We start from the raw sequence: 18,078 nt of genomic DNA, 5'->3' as shown, positions 1-18,078 counted from the left end.
GGTCGTCTGCAGCACGAAAGAACCAAACGGAGACTTGAACGATGGGCAAACTGTCCCTCGCCGCGAAAATCACGCACGTGCCGTCGATGTACCTGTCGGAACTGCCCGGCAGGCATCACGGCTGCCGCGAGGCGGCGATCCGCGGCCATCAACTGATCGGCGAGCGCTGCCGCGCGCTCGGCGTCGACACGATCGTCGTGTCGGACGTGCACTGGCTCGTCAACGCCGGTTATCACGTGAACTGCAATGCGCGATTCGCGGGCACTTACACGAGCAACGAGCTGCCGCATTTCATCCGCGACATGGAGTATGCGTATCCGGGCAACCCGGCGCTCGGCCGGCTGATCGCCGAGACGGCCAGCACGCGCGGCGTCGCGACGCGCGCGCACGAGATCGACAGCCTCGAACTCGAATACGGCACGCTCGTGCCGATGCGCTACATGAACGCCGACCAGCACTTCAAGGTCGTGTCGATCGCCGGCTGGTGCATGTGGCATCAGCTCGACGAAAGCCGGCGCTTCGGCGAGGCGCTGCTCGAGGCAATCGAAAAGAGCGATTCGAACGTCGCATTCCTCGCGAGCGGCTCGCTGTCGCACCGTTTCAACGACAACGGCAGCCCCGAGGAATCGATCCACCAGATCAGCCGCGAATTCTTCCGGCAGGTCGACCTGCGCGTGGTCGAGCTGTGGAAGCAGGGCGATTTCAAGACCTTCTGCGCGATGCTGCCCGAGTACAACACGCACTGCCACGGCGAAGGCGGGATGCACGACACCGCGATGCTGCTCGGCCTGCTCGGCTGGGATCGCTACGATAAACCCGTCGAGATCGTCACCGACTATTTCGCGAGTTCGGGTACCGGGCAGATCAATGCGATCTTCCCGGTGGCCTGAGCACCGCGCCACGCACTCGACTGGAGATCCACCATGCCACATATCGTCGTCGAATACACCGCGAACATCCGCGACGACGCACGCATTCCCGCGCTGCTGCGCACGATCAACGCCACGCTGATCGCGCAGGGCGGCGTGTTCCCGACGGGCGGCATCCGCTCGCGCGCGATCGAACTGCAGGATTACTGCGTAGCCGACGGCACGGAAGACGATGCGTTCGTGCACGTGACGCTGAAGATCGGCTCGGGCCGCAGCGACGCGCAGAAAAAGGCTGCGTGCGACGCGCTGTTCGACGCGATCAAGGCGCATTTCGCGGAACTGTACGCGAAACGGTACCTCGCGCTGTCGATGGAGCTGACCGAGTTCAGCGAAAGCGGCTCGTACAAGCACAACAACATCCACGCCCGCTACAAGCGGGCCGGCTGAACCCCATTCCCGATCCGACCATGCTCGAAACCGCCCTCATCGACCAGCTCGCGCAGCGTCTGCACGACGCCGAGCGCGAGCGCAAGCAGATCCGCCAGATCTCGCTCGACCATCCCGACATCACGATCGACGACGCGTATGCGATCCAGCGCGCGTGGGTGACCCTCAAGCTCGCGGAAGGCCGTACGCTGAAGGGACACAAGATCGGCCTCACGTCGAAGGCGATGCAGAACACGTCGCAGATCGACGAGCCCGACTACGGCGCGCTGCTCGACGACATGTTCTTTGCCGACGGCGGCACGATCCCCACCGGGCGCTTCATCGTGCCGCGCGTCGAGGTCGAACTCGCGTTCGTGCTCGGCAAGCGGCTCACCGGCCCGGACTGCACGATCTTCGACGTGTACGACGCAGTCGACTACGTGGTGCCCGCGCTCGAGATCATCGACGCGCGCAGCCAGTCGATCGACCCCGATACGAAACGGCCGCGCAAGGTGTTCGACACGATTGCCGACAACGCGGCGAACGCGGGCGTGGTGATCGGCGGGCGGCCCGTGAAGCCGCAGGACGTCGACCTGCGGTGGGTCGCGGCGATCATGTCGCGTAACGGCGTGGTCGAGGAAACGGGCGTCGCGGCCGGCGTGCTGAACCATCCGGCGAACGGCGTCGCGTGGCTCGCCAACCGGCTGGCCCGCTTCGACGTTGCGCTGGAGCCGGGGCAGATCGTGCTCGGCGGTTCGTTCACGCGGCCGTGCGCGGCGCGGCCGGGCGACACGTTCAGCGTCGACTACGGCCCGCTCGGGACGATCCAGTGTTACTTCGAGTGAGATGAGCGAACGATGCGGATTCCTACGAATGTCTTCAAGGCCGCGCTTGCGCGCGGCGACGCGCAGGTCGGGCTGTGGCTCGGGCTCGCCAATCCGTACAGCGCGGAAGTGGTCGCGGGCGCCGGTTTCGACTGGCTGCTGATCGACGGCGAGCATGCGCCGAACACGGTGCCGACGATCCTCGCGCAGTTGCAGGCAATCGCGCCGTATCCGTCGCATCCGGTCGTGCGCGTACCGTGGAACGATCCGGTGATCGTCAAGCAGGTGCTCGATCTCGGCGCGCAGACGCTGCTCGTGCCGATGGTGCAGAGCGCCGACGAGGCGCGTGCGGCGGTGGCCGCGACGCGCTATCCGCCGCACGGGATTCGCGGCGTGGGCAGCGCGCTGGCGCGTGCGTCGCGGTGGAATCGGGTCGGCGATTACCTGCATCGCGCGAACGACGAGATGGCCGTGCTCGTGCAGGTCGAGACACGCGCGGGGCTCGACGCAATCGATGCGATAACGCGGGTCGAGGGCGTGGACGGCGTGTTCATCGGGCCGGCGGATCTCGCGGCCGATCTCGGGCATCTCGGCCATCCGGGGCACCCGGACGTGCAGGCCGCGATCGATGGTGCGATCCGCGCGATCAAGGCGGCCGGCAAGGCGCCGGGCATTCTCAGCGCGGATGAGGCAGCCGCGCGGCGTTATCTGGACGCGGGAGCGCTGTTCGTCGCGGTCGGGGTCGATGCGACGTTGCTGGCGAGGAGTGCGGAGCGGTTGGCGGAGCAGTTCAAGGGGAAAGGGCGCGAGGCGGTTAAGAAGGGGGACGGGACGTATTGAACGAAGCAAGGTATGGCTGATGTGTCTCGGGTGCGATTGAATTTCGCTCATTACGATTTTTGTGTGTTTCGAATAAGCTGGCGAAATCCTGCACTCCGCCTGAACAGTACGATGCCACATTCCACGACCCCCGACATGCTCGTGCCTGTCGAAGACGTCGAAGCAGTCGAGCGGCACCGCACGCAGGCGGCTTACCCGGCAACGCGAACCGGTACGAAGCGTACGATGGAAAACGCTCGAGCGGACTGTGGGGGGCGGCGTTCCGCCATGCCTGTCCGGTTTCTGGCTGCGCTCGCATTAGGCCTCCTGGTGGCAGGCTGCAATCAGGAAGCGCCGCAAGCAAGCGCCACTGCACCGGTGGCGCGTGCCGACGGAACGGTCGAGAATCCAGCGTCGGTAAGTGGATTGAACTACGCATCGTATGGAGTTGGACGTTTCTCCATCACGGATTCTCAAGGTCGAAGCGGGGGAGGACCGAACATCGCACCGGTCAGCAAGACTGGGGAACCGGGTGGTGGAGGCTCCGAAATGTGCTGCGTCTATGTTCCTGAGAAGTGGCGTGACGGAATGACGGTGAGTGTGCGTTGGGAACGCGACTTGCACCCATACGACGCCAACGACCGTAGTGGCGACCAATGGCTCGAAGCCGTGGCAAAAGTGCCGCCATATGGACCGAAACAATACAACTTCGTGGTGCAGTTCCTCGAGGACGACCGGATTCGCGTCCGCGTTGACGACGGTAGTTCCCTGGACAAACCGGTTAGCAATGATCCGTATGTCGTTCAGGGCGTGCTCGACGCCAAGGCGAATGCGCAAACGCACGCATGGCACGAACGCGACGAAGCGGCCAAGGCATACGATCAGCAACTACAAGAAAAGGCGGCGCGGGTGTCTAAACAGCGGGTCGAAAAATGAGCGCGATCCAACGCTCGGTATCCATGTCGGACGCTGGTCGTCCTGGCGAAGCGAAGCAGGCGTGGATCGACGGTGCCACCGTCGTTGCCCCGAAGATGCACTGTCCGACGCTGCACATCAGTCTTTCCTTTGACGGGACGAACAGGCGCTGCCAATGGACTATGACCGACTTCCGCCATTGCTGGTTTCAAGCCTCGTAAGCTCGGTGTACTTCCCCGGCGTCGTCCCCAACGCCCGCCTGAACATGTCGATGAACGCGCTCACGTTGTCGTACCCGAGATCGAGCGCGATCGTCGTCACCGGCACGCCGTCGGCGATTTTCTCCAGCGCCCGCAGCAGCCTGGCCTGCTGACGCCACTGCGCGAACGTCAGCCCCGTCTCGGCCACGAAGCGGCGGCTCATCGTCCGCGCGCTGATTCCCGCCCATTCGGCCCATTCCTCCAGCCGCCGGTTGTCCGCGAGATCCGCGGCAAGCGCATCGGTGATCCTTGTCAGCCGCGGATCCTGCGGCCGCGCCAACCCCAGCGCCTCGACTTCCGACGACGCGATTTCATCGAGGATCACGTCGGCGATCCGGGTTCGAGCGGCATCCAGCTCGGCCCCCTCCCAACTTGCCGCGCGCTGCACGGCTTCGCGCAGCAGCGGCGTCGTGCGGATCGCGCGCGGGGTATCCGGCAGCGCCGCGCAGCGCGCTTCGGCGATGAATGCCGACCAGCCGGAAATCGGCCCGAACGAATGCAACGAATGGCGGCAATGCGGTGGAATCCAGATCGCATGGATCGCCGGCACGACCCAGTCCTGGTCGTCGAGGCCGATCGTCAGCAACCCGCTCAGCGCGCCGACGAGCTGGCCGCGCGCATGCGAATGAGGTGGCGTCACGCGCGGGTCGCGTTGCGACAGCACGGCGGCGACGACGAACGGGCCGTCGTCGGAAGTGACGAAGCGGGCGGGCAGGAGCGGATCGGACATGGCCGGATATCGGTATCGAATGGCCGTTATACCGGAGATCGGCCGAATTTGCACGCCTACACTGCGTCCATCGATAACAACCGGAGTACGACACGATGCGAGCCGAACAGATGCTTCCCGACCAGACCGACCGGATCACGCTCGGCGATACGACGATCCGCAAGGGGACCGTCGGTGCGTTCCTGGTCAACGCGCGGGTGCTGACCGACCCGAACGCCGCGCCCGTCGACCGGGCGCGCGCGGAAGCCGACGCGATCGATGCGTTGCCCGCGCTGCGTGCGCTCGGCCTGTTCGACGTGCTGGAAGTGCGCGATCCCGCGCTGCGCGCGTGGCTCGACGCACGCTGATGCGCACCGGAACCGTCGATCGGGATCCCCGATTCAAGGAGTCACCATGAAAGCAGCAGTCGTGACGGGCGCCGGCGTGCGCCCCGTTCATATGGAGTTCGATGCGCCGCACGCGAGGCCGGGCCACAGCCTGATCGACGTGACGGCGTCCGCGCTGAGCCGGATCGCGCAGGGGCGCGCGGCCGGCACCCATTACTCGTCGGACGGGCGTTATCCGTTCGTCGTTGGCGTCGACGGGGTTGGCCGCCGTCTCGACGACGGGCAGCGCGTCTACTTCTTCGGCGCGCCCGCACCGTTCGGCGCGATGGCCGAACGCACGATCGCGCCCGATACGCGGTGCGTGCCGCTGCCGGATACGCTCGACGACGTCACGGCGGCCGCGATCGCGATTCCCGGGATGTCGTCGTGGGCGGCGCTGACCGAACGCGCGCGGCTCGTCGCGGGCGAGACTGTACTCGTCAACGGTGCGACAGGTACGTCGGGGCGGCTGGCGGTTCGGATTGCGAAGCATCTCGGCGCCGCGAAGGTGATCGCGACGGGCCGCAACGCGGCCGCGCTGCAGGCGTTGCTGAGTGCCGGCGCGGATGCCGTCGTGTCGTTGCAGCAGGACGACGCACATCTGGAGCGCGCGCTCGAACCGCATTTCCGCGCGGGCGTGGACGTCGTGCTCGATTATCTGTGGGGCGCCAGCGCGCAGACGCTGCTGGTGGCCGCCGCGAAGGCGACGCCTGATGGCCGTCGGCTGCGTTTCGTGCAGATCGGCTCGATCGGCGGCGCGGACGTGCTGTTGCCGGGCGCCGTATTGCGAGCAACCGCGATCGAACTGATGGGCAGCGGCATCGGCAGCGTGTCGTTGCCGCGCTTGCTGGCGTCGGTGCGCGGTGTGTTCGACGCGGCCGGACCGGCGGGGCTGACGATCGACACGCGCACGGTGCCGCTGTCGGCGGTTGGCGAGCACTGGAGCGATACGAGCAGCCTCGTTCGCCTGGTGTTCACGATGCACGGCGAATGACCGGCACGGGCCACGGATGAGGGCGCGGCCGTCGTGTGCGGGAAGCTGGCCGATCGCCCGTTGTCACGCCGATGCGCGCGGTGGAGGCGATGCAGGGCGGCACGCGCGCAATGAACCGCACAAGACGGGCGGCGCGATTCGAAGGCCGCTCGCCGCCCGTATCGTCAAACTCAGAACCGCTGCTGAATCCCCGCCGTGACACCGACCTGCGTGGTGCCGTAGCCCACGAAATCGCGCGACACGCCGACCTTCTGGTCGTGCTTCGCGATCGCGAACGCGCCGGCCGCGTACAGCACGGTGCGCTTCGACAGCGCGTAGTTCGCGCGCAACGATACGAGCGTCGGGTCGGCATCGCTGCCGCCCTTGATGTTCTGGTGATAGACGGCCGCGATCAGCGAGAACGCCGGCGTGAACTGGTACGAGCTGCCGAGCCAGTACGTGTCGCTCAACTGGTTCGCTGCCGTGGTGCGGAACGTGCGCTTGTAGTTGCGATAGCCGGCCATCGTCTTCAGGTTGCCGAAGTCGTAGCTCAGGCCCGCGTGGATGCCCTGGATGTAGTTGACGGTATCGGCCGGCGTGACGCTGTCGGCCGCGCCGTTCTGCCGGTCGAACGTGACCACCGCCGCGAACGGGCCTTTCTCGTAGCCGACCGCGAAATCGTATTTGGAGCTGGTCTTCACGCTGCCCGGCACGTTGCCGAAGCCATACAGCGCGCCGAACTTGAACCCGCTGAATTCGCCGTCGTAGCGCACCGCGTTCGACGAGCGCGTGAACATGCCGTCCTTGCGGCCGCCCGTCGCCGTCGCCGCCGACGCCCACGAGTAGTTCTGCGCGTACCCCATCGGGTCGAAGGGCAGCATGTAGTCGTAGGTGACGGTGTAGTTGCGGCCGAGCGTCAGTTCGCCCCATTTGCTTTTCAGGCCGACCGTCGCGCGGCGCGCGAAGATCGAATCGGGGCCGTCGTCGAGCGCGCCGTTCGCGAGGTCGATCCCGCTTTCGAGGCGGAACACGGCCTTCAGCCCGCCGCCGAGATCCTCGACGCCGCGCAGGCCCCAGCGCGATGTGTTCTTGTTGCCCGACTTCAGCTTGACCGAGCTGCCGCCCTCCGGCGCCGCGTGGTTCGTGTATTCGATGCCGGCATCCATGATCCCGTACATCGTGACCGACGACTGCGCGTGTGCGACGGATGCGGCGATGCAGGTCGCGGCGGCCGATCCCGTGAGGACTACTGTGCGAATCGAACGTTCTGCGCGTGACTTCATTGACGGTGTCTCCTTGGTTCTTGTGGGTTGGGGTGAAACGGATGCGGCGCGCAGCAGCCCACGGCGGACGCCGGAAGACGCCCGCCGGAAGGCATGTCATCCCATGACGAGATGTGCGCGGTATGCGTGCGCGACGGCGAGCGTGCTGCCGCCGCGCGCGGGTCAGCCCGCTTTCGCGAACGCCCAGCAGTCGTTGGTCGGGAATTCGATCCAGTGCTTGCCCGCGGCGCGCGGCACGTGGCCGAATGCGCGAAGGCGCATCTCGCCGCAATGGAACAGGTACTCCCAGCGATCGCCGAGATACATCGACGTGACGAGGTCGGCCTGCAGCCGGTTCGCGCCCGGGCCGTCGGCGACCTGCACGCGTTCGAGGCGGATCACGGCCTGCGCGTCCTGGCCCGGCGCGAACGTGTCGCGGGCGAGGGCCTGCAGCTCCCAGCCGTCGCCGGCGAGCGTCACGCGTTCGCCGTCGACGGCCGCGACGCGCGCGTCGATCCGGTTGTTGCTGCCCATGAACTCGGCCGTGTACAGCGAGCGCGGCGCGCCGTACAGCTCGGCCGGCGTGCCTTCCTGCTCGATGCGGCCGTTGCGCAGCAGCAGGATGCGGTCTGACATCGCCATCGCCTCGGTCTGGTCGTGCGTCACGCACAGGGCCGACAGCCCGAGCGACACGATCAGTTCGCGCAGCCACGCGCGCGCTTCCTCGCGCAGCTTCGCGTCGAGGTTCGACAGCGGCTCGTCGAGGAGGATCACCGGCGGGTTGTAGACGAGCGCGCGCGCGATCGCGACGCGCTGCTGCTGGCCGCCCGACAGCTGATGCGGGAAGCGTTCCGCGAGATGGCCGAGGCCGAGCTGGTCGAGCGCAGTCTGCACGCGGCGCTTCTGTTCGGCCGGCGCGACGCGGCGCAGCTTCAGCCCGTAGCCGACGTTGTCGGCGACGGTGCGGTGCGGCCACAGCGCGTACGACTGGAACACGAGGCCGAGCGAGCGCTGTTCGACGGGCAGGTCGACGCGCTGCGCGCCGTCGAAGAACACGCGGTCGTCGAGCTGGATGCGGCCGTCGGACGGCTGTTCGAGGCCGGCCACCGCGCGCAGCAGCGTGGTCTTGCCGCTGCCCGACGCGCCGAGCAGGCACACGACTTCGCCGGCCTTCAGTTCGAACGACACGCCCTTGAGGATCGGATTGGCGCCGTAGCTGAGATGCAGGTCGTCGACGATGAGCTTATCCATGAAGTTTCACTCCGAAGCGCAGGGCCACGCCGAGACCGGCGCCGACCATCGCGATGTTGATGACAGAAAGCGCGGCGACCTGGTCGACGGCGCCGGTCGCCCACAGCGACACGAGCAGCGCGCCGATCACTTCGGTGCCGGGCGACAGCAGGTAGACGGCCGTCGAGTATTCGCGCTCGAAGATCATGAAGATCAGCAGCCACGCGGCGAGCAGGCCGAAGCGCACGAGCGGCAGCGTCACGTCGAGCGACACGCGGCTGCGGGTCGCGCCGACGCTGCGGCCGGCTTCCTCGAGTTCCGGGCCGACCTGCAGCAGCGCGCTCTGGATGAGCCGCATCCCGTACGCGAGCCACACGACCGTGTACGCGATCCAGATGCTCCACATCGAGTTCTTCAGTTCGCGCAGGCCGGGCACGAACAGGAAGATCCACAGGAACGCGAGACCGGCGAGCAGGCCGGGCACCGCGCGCGGCAGCAGCACGAGGTAGTCGAGCAGCTTGGTCGCCCAGTCGGGGCGGCGGTGGCCGGCGAACGCGACGAGCGAGTAGAAGCCGATCGCGAGCGCGCCGCCGATCACGCCGATGCCGAGCGTGTTGACGATCGCGCGCACCAGGTTGTCCTGCTCGAACAGTTCGGTGAAGTTCGACAGCGTCAGCACCTCGGCGAGCGCGACGCCTTCGCCCCAGTTGGTCACGAACGCGCGCAGCACGATGCCCGAGATCGGGACGATCACGGTCAGCATCAGCCACAGCACGACGATCGCGAGCGCAACCCAGCGCCACACGCCGAGCGGCAGCACCGTCGTTCGGCCGGCCTTGCCCTTCACGGTGACGAAGCGGTTCGCCGTCTTCAGCAAGCGGCGCTGCAGCAGCACGAGCGGGAACGTGATCGCGACGATGCACACCGCGACCGCGGCCATCAGGTGATACGACGGCACGCCGAGCTTGTTGGTCAGCTTGTACAGGTAGGTCGCGAGTACGAGGTGGCCTTCCGGGTCACCGAGCACGAGCGGCAGCCCGAACACCTCGAAGCCGAGGAAGAACACGAGCACGCCGGCGAACAGCAGCGCGGGCATCGTCATCGGCAGGCTCACGTCGAGCGCGACGCGGAACGGGCGGGCACCGGTCACGCGCGCGGCTTCCTCGACGTCCGAGCCGAGGTTGCGCAGCGCGGCCGACGAATACAGGTACACGTGCGGCACGTGCGTGAGGCCGACGATCACCGTGATCGCGAAGATCGAATACACGTTCCAGGGCACGTTCTGTACCCCGAACAGTTCCTTGAACCACACCGAATAGAAGCCGACCGGGCCGGCCGCGACCACGTAGCCGAACGCGAGCACCATCGGCGACACGAACACGGGCGTGAGCAGCAGCGGTTCGAGCCAGCGGCGGCCGGGCAGGTCGGTGCGCACCATCAGGAACGCGAGGATGCCGCCGAGCGGGATCGAGATGAACAGCATCCCGCCGGCAATGATGAACGAGTTCTTCACGGCCGACCAGAAGTCGGGATCGCTGAAGACGAAGCGGAAGCCCTCGATGCCGAGCGTCTTGTTCGCATCGAAGAACGGCGCGGACAGCAGGCTCTGGAACAGGATGAAGCCGAGCGGCAGTGCGACGGCGATGGTGAGTACCGCGACGACGATCCAGCGCAGCATGCCGGCGAGCGGCTGCAGGCTGTTGACCGGCAGCGCGGGAATCGCGTCGCGCGGGCCGGCGGCAGGTGGCGCGGCCGGTGCCGTGCCGCGGGTGCTGGTTGAAAGCATGAGTTCGCCCCTGCGGCCATCCGGATGGCCGCCTCAAGGAAGTCGGTAAGGGGAAGGGGCCGCCCGCGCGACGTGCGGCGGGCGGCCATGGGTCAGCCGGAGCCGATCAGCGGATCAGCTCTTGATCGCCTGCTGCCATTGCTTCAGGAACGCGAGCCGCTTCGACTGGTCCAGGTAGACGAGCAGGCCGGTGCCGATCTGGATCGGCTTCAGCGAATCGCCGAGTTCCTTCGTGAGGCTCGCGGCCGACGTCTCGCCGGTCACGTCCGTGCGGATCGCGTACAGGTTCGCCTGGTTCGCGATCATGGTCTGGCCGCGCTTCGACAGCAGGTAGTCCACCCACAGCTTCGCGGCGTTCGGGTTCTTCGCCTTCTTCGAGATGGTGGCGAGGCGGCTCACGATCTGCGTGTAGTCCTTCGGGAATACGTAGCCGATCGACTTGTCCTTCTTCGCCTTCGCGTACGCGTACGAACCGATGATGTTGTAGCCGATCAGGTTCTCGCCCGACGAGATGCGTTCCATCATCGCGCCGGTGCTCGATTGCAGCTTCGGGCCGGTCTTGCCGATAGCCTTCACGAGTTCCCACGTGACCTTCTCGTTCAGGTGCGCGTCCTGCGTCAGCGCGTTGAAGCCGACGCCGGATTTCTCGACGTCGTACGTCGTGAGCTTGCCCTTGAACTTGTCCGGTTGCGACGTGAGCAGCTTGATCAGGTCGGCGCGCGTCTTCGGCACTTCGTTTTCGGGGATCAGGCGCTTGTTGTAGACGATCGCGAGCGGCTCGAACGTCGTGCCGTACGCCTGCTTCTGGTATTGCGCCCATTGCGGCACGTTCGGGCCTTCCGGCGAATCGTACGACGCCATCAGGCCGTCGTTGACGAGCTTGACCTGGAGGTCCATCGCCGAGCTCCACAGCACGTCGGCGCTGGTGCTGCTCGCCGCGTTCTCGCTGATGTAGCGGTTGTACAGCTCGGTGCTGTTCATGTCGTTGTACTCGACCTTCACGCCGTACAGGCTTTCGAAGTCCTTGATCAGCGGGCGCACGAGGCCCGTGTCGGTCGTCGAGTAGACGATCAGCTTGCCTTCCTTCTTCGCGGCGTCGATCACGCCCTGGTAACTCCCCGGATACCCGGCCGGAACCTGCGCGGCGGCGCTGCCGGCGGCAGTGCCCAGAACGACCGCCAGCGCGGCGGCGAGGTGCTTCGGTGCAAACGGCATGTCTTCCTCCAGTTACGTCTAGGTGTTGTTCGAGTGACGCGGATGTTAATTGCGGCGCACTTTCAGCCCGCTTTCATTTCAGTTCACAATCGCGTCGTTCGTGTCATGGATTTCCCGAGGTCGATGCGGCGGCGGCCCGCCGTTTCGCGGCGCGCGGCACGATCCGGCAACGGAGGGAAGCGGGTTGCCGCGGGGCGCGGCAACGACGGCGGGGGCGTCTAGACGGAGGGCGCGAGCAGCTTCGCGAGCAGCCGGCCGCCATGCCGCGCGTGCGCGGCCGTCAGCGCCGAGTACCCGACGACGACGCCTGCTGCGTACCGCGCGCTTCGACAGAATCCGCGGACCGGCTGCAACTCGATGCCGGCCGCGCGGGCTTGCGCGACATACGTTGCGTCGTCCATCCCGGGCGGCAGCCACAGCACGAAATGAAAGCCCGCGTGTTCGCCGGACACCGCGTACCGTCCGCCGGCGTGTTTCGCCAACTGGTCGAGCACGATGTCGCGCCGCTGGCGGTACGCGTGACGCGCCGCGCGCAGGTGCTTCGCAAAATCGCCGTGCGCGATGAAGCGGGCCAGCGCCAGCTGGGGCGCCACGCCGACCGAGCGCGCGGTCGCGTGCCACACGGACGACAGCGCCGGCCGCAGTGCCGCCGGCACGACCATGAAGCCGATGCGCAGCCCCGAGAACAGCGTCTTGTTGAACGAGCCGCAGTAGATCACGCGATCGCACGCGTCGAGCGATTTCAGCGCGGGCAGCGGGGCGGTCTGGTAGCTGAATTCGCCGTCGTAGTCGTCTTCGACGATCCACGCGCGGTTGCGCTGCGCCCAGTCGAGCAGTTCGAGCCGGCGCGACACCGACATCGTGACGCCGAGCGGCGCCTGGTGGGCGGGCGTCACGTAGGCCGCGCGCGCATCGGGATGGCGGTCCAGCGACGCGGTATCGATGCCTTCCCGATCGACCGGCACGTCGATCACGGTCGCGCCCGCGATCGTGAAGATCTGCCAGGCCGACGCGTAGCCGGGGTCCTCCATCAGCACCGTCGAGCCGGGCGTGAGCAGCGTGCGCGCGACGAGATCGATCGAATGCCGGATGCCGGTCGTGATGAAGATGTCGCCGGCGCTGCACGGGATGCCGCGATATTCGCGCAGATAGGCGGCGATTTCGTCGCGCAGGCTTTCGACGCCTTGTGCCGGCGTCGCCCCGAGGTCGTTCGCCGTCGCGGCAAGCAGGCTGGCCCCGAGCGCCTTCTTCCATTGCTGCATCGGCAGCAGGCCGGGATCGGCAAGCCGCGCGACGAACGGGACGCCCGGACGCACGCCTTGTTCCGGCTCGGCGGCGTCGGTCGTGCGCGCCGGCGCGGGGCGCGCGTCGACAGGGGGCGCGCCGTTGTCGCGAGATTGCGCGGCCGCGCGCAGGTAGCTGTCCGGTACCACTGCGCATACCCGAGACCCCGACCCTTGCGCGCGGGCGATGTAGCCCTCCGAGCACAGCCGGTCGTATGCCGCCTCGACCGTCCCCCGGGCGACGCCCCAGCGCGCCGCGAGGGTGCGGCTGGACGGCAGCGGGCTGTCGCCGGGGAGCAGGCGTTTCAGGATCGCGTCGCGTAGCGCGTCGGCGATGCACTCCTGCTTCGACTGCGGATTGCCCGTGGACAGCCCGGCAGGGCACGGCAGATCGAGCGGAATCGCGGCTTTGCCTCGCGCCATAGTGGTCCAGTCAGGGTCGAATTTAATGGCCCTTCAGCTTATATCACTTTGACCTTAGATTTCAGTCGACCACATCGATCCGACCGGAGGCGGGCTCACCGCATGAAAACGCGTTCATTACCCCAGTGGGGCTGGCTGTTCCTGTTGATGCTCGTCGTGTGCCTGCCGCGCGTCACGATCGATGCGTACCTGCCGTCGCTGCCGGCGATGGCGGACACGCTGCACGGCACCGACGCCCAGCTGCAGCTCACGCTGACCCTCTACATGGTCGGTTATGCGCTGTCGATGCTGGTGTCAGGGCCGTTGTCCGACCGTTACGGCCGTCGCCCCGTCCTGATCGGCGGCCTGTGCCTCTACGTGATCGCGAGCGTCGCCTGCGCGTGCTCGACCAGCATCGCGGCGATCGTCGCCGCACGCATTTTCCAGGCATTGGGCGGCTGCTGCGGCACGGTGGTCGGGCGGGTGATCGTGCGCGAGCGTTTCCCGGCTGCGATGCAGGCGACGATGCTGGGCCGGATCTCGGCCGGCATGGCGCTGTCGCCCGTGATTGCGCCGCTGGCCGGCAGCGCGCTGGCCGAGTGGCTCGGATGGCGCGGCGTGTTCGGATCGCTGGCGGCGGGCGGGGTGGTCGCGGCGGCGATGGTGCTGCGCTACCTGCCGGAGACCCGCGAAAGCGACGCGCGGCCGGCGCCGGGCGCGGGGCTCCTGCGGACCTACGCGGGCCTGCTGCGCGAGCGCCGTTTCCTGCGCTACTCGCTCGCGATCAGTTTCGCGTACTGCACGTACTACCCGTTCATCGCGGAATCGTCGACGCTGTTCCAGCGGCAGCGAGGCGTGTCCGGCCCGGTGTATGCCGCGATCTTCGGCCTGACCGTGCTCGGCTACCTGATCGGCTCGCACGTGTTCGCGCGGACCGGCACGCGCTGGAAGGCCGATTCGGTCATCGCGGCGGCGGCGGGCGTCAATCTGGCCGGCACCGCCGCGTTGTGGATCGGCGGAGCGGTCGCGCCGACGGCGGTGGCGGCGCTCGTCGTCCCGATGTTCTTCGTGATGATCGCCGTCGGGATCGCGATCCCGGCCTGCCAGTTCGCGGTGATGCAGCCGTACACGACGATCGCCGGCACGGCGTCCGGGCTGTTCTTCTTTATCCAGATGGCGATCACGGCCGCGTGCGGCGGCGTGCTGGCGTGGCTGTCGGACGGTACCGCGCGCCCGATGATCGTCGTCACGGCCGGGGCGAGCGTCGCGTTCCTGGCGGTGGTGGTCGGCCTGCGCGAGCGGCGGCACGCAGGTGAAGGTTCGCGCTTCGCGCCGCGAAGCCGTGCCGCCGCCGCCGCCGCCGCCGCCGAGCGCTGAGGGCCAAGCGTTCGGCGACGGTCGGCGGGCCGGCCGACGCGCGGGCGGGCCCGCGGCGCAACCCGTGTTTCCGCGAGGCGTCGCGACGGAAAGGATCATGTAATGTAGCGGCCTGTCGCTGACCTTCCCGGAATCCCCATGCGTGTGCTGCTCGTCGAAGACAACCCGAACCTCGCTCAGTCGCTGAACGACGCGCTGAGCGCGGCGCGCTTCGCTGTCGATCACATGGCGGACGGCGAGGCGGCCGACCACGTGCTGCGCACGCAGGATTACGCGCTGGTGATCCTCGATCTCGGGCTGCCGAAGCTCGACGGGCTGGAAGTGCTGCGGCGGCTGCGCGCGCGGCGCAATCCGGTGCCGGTGCTGATCCTGACCGCGCACGGGTCGGTCGAGGATCGCGTGAAGGGGCTCGATCTCGGCGCCGACGACTATCTCGCGAAGCCGTTCGAGCTGACCGAGCTGGAGGCGCGCGCCCGCGCGCTGATCCGCCGCAGCCTCGGCCACGAGCATTCGCGGGTCGAATGCGGGCCGCTTTCGTACGACAGTATCGACCGCAGCTTCCATCTCGCGGGCGAGCCGCTGTCGCTCACGCCGCGCGAGCGTTCGGTGCTCGAGGTGCTGATCCTGCGCAACGGCCGTGCGATCAACAAGGAAACGCTGTCGGAGAAGATTTTCGGGCTCGACGAATCGGTCAACGCCGATGCGATCGAGATCTACGTGTACCGGCTGCGCAAGAAGCTCGAGAACACGGGTGTCGCGATCGTCACGCTGCGCGGGCTCGGTTATCTGCTGGAGGCGAGGGCGGAGGCGGCGGAATGAGCGTCCCGCCCATCCGCGGCGGTTCGCTGCGCCCCGACGCGGCGCGTGGCGTCGTTGCGGCGGCCCGGCGGAACGCATGATGCCCCGCCCGAACCTGCGCACGCAGGTCGCGCTGTGGCTGCTGCTGCCGCTGCTCGGCCTGCTCGCGCTCGACTCGTGGCTCACGTACCAGCGCGCGATGAACGCCGCGCACGTCGCGTTCGACCGCACGCTGTCGTCGTCGCTGAAGTCGATCCGCGAAGGCGTGCGGCTCAATGACGGCGAGATCGAGGTCGACCTGCCGTATCTCGCGCTCGAAATGCTCGAATCGAGCGACGGCGGCAAGATCTACTACCTGATCCGCGAGGACAACGGCCACACGGTCACCGGCTACCCGGACCTGCCGCTGCCGCACGGGCGCGACGCGGGCGACGGTGCACTGTTCGTCACGCGCTACTACGACGTCGTCTATCGCGGCGAACAGTTGCGGATGGCCGCGCTGCGCATCCCGGTGCACGACGTGCCGACCGCGCAGTCGCGCATTGTGTGGGTGATGGTCGGCGAGACGATCGAGGCGCGCCAGGCGCTCGCGCGCGAGATCCTGGTGGGGTCGCTGCTGCAGGAAGGGCTGCTGGTCGTGCTGGCGCTCGGCATCGTGTGGCTCGGCGTCGGGCGCGGGCTGCGGCCGCTGAACCGGCTGTCGGCGACGGTCGCCGCGCGCAGCGAGGACGATACGACGCCGCTCGATACCGGCGCGATGCCGAGCGAACTTGCGCCGCTCGTCGAGTCGATCAACCAGTACATCGGCCGCACGCAGCGGATGCAGGTCGCGCGGCGCCGCTTCTTCGCGGACGCGGCCCATCAACTGAAGACGCCGCTCGCGTCCGTGCAGGCGGGCGTCGAGCTCGCGCTGCGGCCCGACGAGCAGCCGCGTGCGAACGGGCACCTGCGGCGCGCGAACGGCGCGGTGCGGCAGGCCGCGAAGATCGTCCAGCAACTGCTGTCGCTGTCGCGGCTCGATTCGGACAGCGGCCACGCTGTTGCCCACCAGCCGGTCGCGCTGCACCGGCTCGCGCGCAGCGTGACGCTCGACTGGTCGCCGGTCGCACGCGCGCGCGACATCGATCTCGGTTTCGAGCACGAGGCCGACATCGACGTGCACGGGCAGCCCGACCTGCTCGGCGAGATGATCGGCAACCTGATCGACAACGCGATCCGTTATGCGGGCGATCGCGCGGTGATTACGGTACGCGTGTCGCGCGACGGGGCGCATGCGCGGCTCGACGTGATCGACAACGGGCCGGGCGTGCCGGCGGACGAGCGCGACGCGGTGTTCGAGCGCTTCCATCGCGGCAGCAAGACGCAGACGGTCGAAGGGACGGGGCTCGGGCTGTCGATCGTGCGGGAGATCGCGCGCGTGCATCAGGGCACGGTGACGCTGGCCGATGCGGCCGGCGGGGGGCTGGTCGTGACGATCCGGTTGCCGGCGGCGAACGACGCGGGGGCGCATGCCGCGTGATGGCGAGTCGTGATGTGGGTAGCCGGAAGTGGTAACGGGTAAGCGGGAAGCGGGAAGTAGGAAGCCGCTCGGGCGGCTTCCGGGCTACGAACGCGATGTGATCGGGTGATTGGTGCCGTGTACGGGCCTCAATCGCCGAACCCGATCTCCGCTTCCAGCGCCTGGCCGACTTCGAGCCACCCGCCCGCGCCTTCGACGACGATCGCGTTGATGCCGAACGTCAGCTCGCCGCCGAAGTTCGGGTTCGCGCGATAGGTCTGCATCGTGTCGGTCGGCTCGTGCGGCCACGCGGGATCGGGCGCGCCGGTGACCTGGTCGATCGTCGGCATCGGGCAGCGCGTGCACGGCTTCACGAGCCGCAGCCGCACGGGTGCCGCACCTTCCGTGTCGAGATGTTCGACGAAATCCTCTTCGTACGCGTCGAGATCCGACACCACGATGTTCGGCCGGAAGCGGTTCATCGGAATCGCCGGTGCACCTTTGGCGGTGAGCCGCGCGTTCAGGTCGTCGAGCGACGACTGGCCGATCACGAGCAGCGGGTAGCCGTCCGCGAACTGCGTGTGCGTATCGATCTCGCCGGTCCATTTGCGGTTGCAGCCGCGGCGCGCGTCGGGCGCGAAGCGCGCGAGCTTCGCGGGCGTGCCGAGGAATTCGGTGAGCCAGGCGGCCGTTTCGGCGCCCGTGTCGATCGCATCGACGGTGTCGCGCCACACGGTCGCGGCCATTTTCGGCGTGGCGGGCGATACGTCGCCGTCGAGCGGCGTGCGGATCTCGCGCATGCCCGGCGCGCTCAGCACGAGCGCATCTTTGTTCAGTGCGGTGCGGATCAGCGCGAGGCGCGGGTGCGTGCGCTGCGTGATCATCTGTCCGGCGGGGTCGGTGATCAGCCAGTGGCGGTCGTACGCCAGGCCCGTTTCGAGCAGCTGCGCGCGCGACAGCGCGATGCCGGCGCAGGATTTGATCGGATAGACGAAGAGTTCGGCGATGGCTGGCATGACGCTGGCTGAAGGCGGATGGCGAGACTG

At 67.8% G+C, this 18,078-nt stretch carries 17 protein-coding genes; 10 read left to right on the top strand and 7 right to left on the bottom strand.

Going from position 1 to position 18,078, the window contains the following annotated elements:
* The first annotated feature begins 41 nt into the window (after positions 1-41).
* From hpaD to DPV79_RS08720, 5 genes are all read left to right on the top strand, one after another.
* Positions 42-890, top strand: a complete 849-nt coding sequence (hpaD, locus tag DPV79_RS08740; RefSeq protein ID WP_113045203.1) for a 3,4-dihydroxyphenylacetate 2,3-dioxygenase — start codon at positions 42-44, stop codon at positions 888-890.
* 33 nt (positions 891-923) lie between these two features.
* Complete coding sequence (locus tag DPV79_RS08735; protein WP_027791434.1) at positions 924-1,316, top strand: 5-carboxymethyl-2-hydroxymuconate Delta-isomerase; 393 nt, start codon at positions 924-926, stop codon at positions 1,314-1,316.
* 20 nt (positions 1,317-1,336) lie between these two features.
* Complete coding sequence (gene hpaH / locus DPV79_RS08730; protein ID WP_059623158.1) at positions 1,337-2,140, top strand: 2-oxo-hept-4-ene-1,7-dioate hydratase; 804 nt, start codon at positions 1,337-1,339, stop codon at positions 2,138-2,140.
* 12 nt (positions 2,141-2,152) lie between these two features.
* On the top strand, positions 2,153-2,959 hold the full coding sequence (gene hpaI / locus DPV79_RS08725; RefSeq protein WP_113045202.1) for a 4-hydroxy-2-oxoheptanedioate aldolase: 807 nt from the start codon (positions 2,153-2,155) through the stop codon (positions 2,957-2,959).
* Between the two features lie 135 nt (positions 2,960-3,094).
* The gene (locus DPV79_RS08720) at positions 3,095-3,874 is read left to right on the top strand and encodes a DUF3304 domain-containing protein (RefSeq protein ID WP_165843496.1); all 780 of its coding nucleotides are present in this window, start codon (positions 3,095-3,097) and stop codon (positions 3,872-3,874) included.
* Positions 3,875-4,033: 159 nt separating this feature from the next.
* On the opposite strand, the gene DPV79_RS08715 is transcribed toward DPV79_RS08720, so the two are convergent.
* Complete coding sequence (locus DPV79_RS08715) at positions 4,034-4,843, bottom strand: AraC family transcriptional regulator (RefSeq protein WP_113045200.1); 810 nt, start codon at positions 4,841-4,843, stop codon at positions 4,034-4,036.
* Positions 4,844-4,938: 95 nt separating this feature from the next.
* Here DPV79_RS08715 and DPV79_RS08710 point away from each other — a divergent pair, with 95 nt between their 5' ends.
* Complete coding sequence (locus DPV79_RS08710) at positions 4,939-5,190, top strand: hypothetical protein (RefSeq protein ID WP_113045199.1); 252 nt, start codon at positions 4,939-4,941, stop codon at positions 5,188-5,190.
* 46 nt (positions 5,191-5,236) lie between these two features.
* Positions 5,237-6,202: a quinone oxidoreductase family protein gene (locus tag DPV79_RS08705; RefSeq protein WP_113045198.1), complete on the top strand. Its 966-nt coding sequence runs from the start codon at positions 5,237-5,239 to the stop codon at positions 6,200-6,202.
* A gap of 170 nt (positions 6,203-6,372) precedes the next feature.
* On the opposite strand, the gene DPV79_RS08700 is transcribed toward DPV79_RS08705, so the two are convergent.
* The 5 genes from DPV79_RS08700 to pdxR all read right to left on the bottom strand — a co-directional run bounded on the left by DPV79_RS08700 (position 6,373) and on the right by pdxR (position 13,380).
* The gene (locus DPV79_RS08700) at positions 6,373-7,464 is read right to left on the bottom strand and encodes a porin (RefSeq protein ID WP_113045197.1); all 1,092 of its coding nucleotides are present in this window, start codon (positions 7,462-7,464) and stop codon (positions 6,373-6,375) included.
* A gap of 162 nt (positions 7,465-7,626) precedes the next feature.
* Positions 7,627-8,694, bottom strand: a complete 1,068-nt coding sequence (locus tag DPV79_RS08695) for an ABC transporter ATP-binding protein (RefSeq protein WP_021164062.1) — start codon at positions 8,692-8,694, stop codon at positions 7,627-7,629.
* Positions 8,687-10,459 (bottom strand): ABC transporter permease, encoded by a 1,773-nt coding sequence (locus DPV79_RS08690; RefSeq protein ID WP_059485020.1) that lies wholly within the window; start codon positions 10,457-10,459, stop codon positions 8,687-8,689. The genes DPV79_RS08695 and DPV79_RS08690 overlap by 8 nt, the downstream gene beginning before the upstream one ends.
* A gap of 114 nt (positions 10,460-10,573) precedes the next feature.
* Complete coding sequence (locus tag DPV79_RS08685; protein WP_059623146.1) at positions 10,574-11,674, bottom strand: ABC transporter substrate-binding protein; 1,101 nt, start codon at positions 11,672-11,674, stop codon at positions 10,574-10,576.
* Between the two features lie 218 nt (positions 11,675-11,892).
* Entirely contained in the window at positions 11,893-13,380 is a 1,488-nt protein-coding gene (pdxR, locus tag DPV79_RS08680; protein ID WP_113045196.1) for a MocR-like pyridoxine biosynthesis transcription factor PdxR, read from the bottom strand.
* Between the two features lie 102 nt (positions 13,381-13,482).
* On the opposite strand from pdxR, the gene DPV79_RS08675 reads away from it, so the two are divergent.
* The 3 genes from DPV79_RS08675 (at position 13,483) to DPV79_RS08665 (ending at position 17,053) form a co-directional block, all read left to right on the top strand.
* Positions 13,483-14,736, top strand: coding sequence for a multidrug effflux MFS transporter (locus tag DPV79_RS08675; RefSeq protein WP_113045195.1), 1,254 nt, complete (start codon positions 13,483-13,485; stop codon positions 14,734-14,736).
* A 138-nt stretch (positions 14,737-14,874) separates the two neighbouring features.
* Positions 14,875-15,555 (top strand): response regulator, encoded by a 681-nt coding sequence (locus tag DPV79_RS08670; protein WP_027791446.1) that lies wholly within the window; start codon positions 14,875-14,877, stop codon positions 15,553-15,555.
* A gap of 79 nt (positions 15,556-15,634) precedes the next feature.
* The gene (locus DPV79_RS08665) at positions 15,635-17,053 is read left to right on the top strand and encodes a sensor histidine kinase (protein WP_113045269.1); all 1,419 of its coding nucleotides are present in this window, start codon (positions 15,635-15,637) and stop codon (positions 17,051-17,053) included.
* A gap of 128 nt (positions 17,054-17,181) precedes the next feature.
* Here the strand turns inward: DPV79_RS08665 and DPV79_RS08660 are convergent, their stop codons facing one another.
* Positions 17,182-18,048 carry an MOSC domain-containing protein gene (locus tag DPV79_RS08660; protein WP_113045194.1) on the bottom strand — a complete coding sequence of 289 codons (867 nt, stop codon included), beginning with the start codon at positions 18,046-18,048 and terminating at the stop codon, positions 17,182-17,184.
* Positions 18,049-18,078 lie beyond the last annotated feature (30 nt).

Source organism: Burkholderia reimsis (genome assembly GCF_003294055.1).
In the GTDB taxonomy this organism is placed as follows: Bacteria; Pseudomonadota; Gammaproteobacteria; order Burkholderiales; family Burkholderiaceae; genus Burkholderia; species Burkholderia cepacia.
This window is presented reverse-complemented; position numbering and strand designations above follow the sequence as displayed.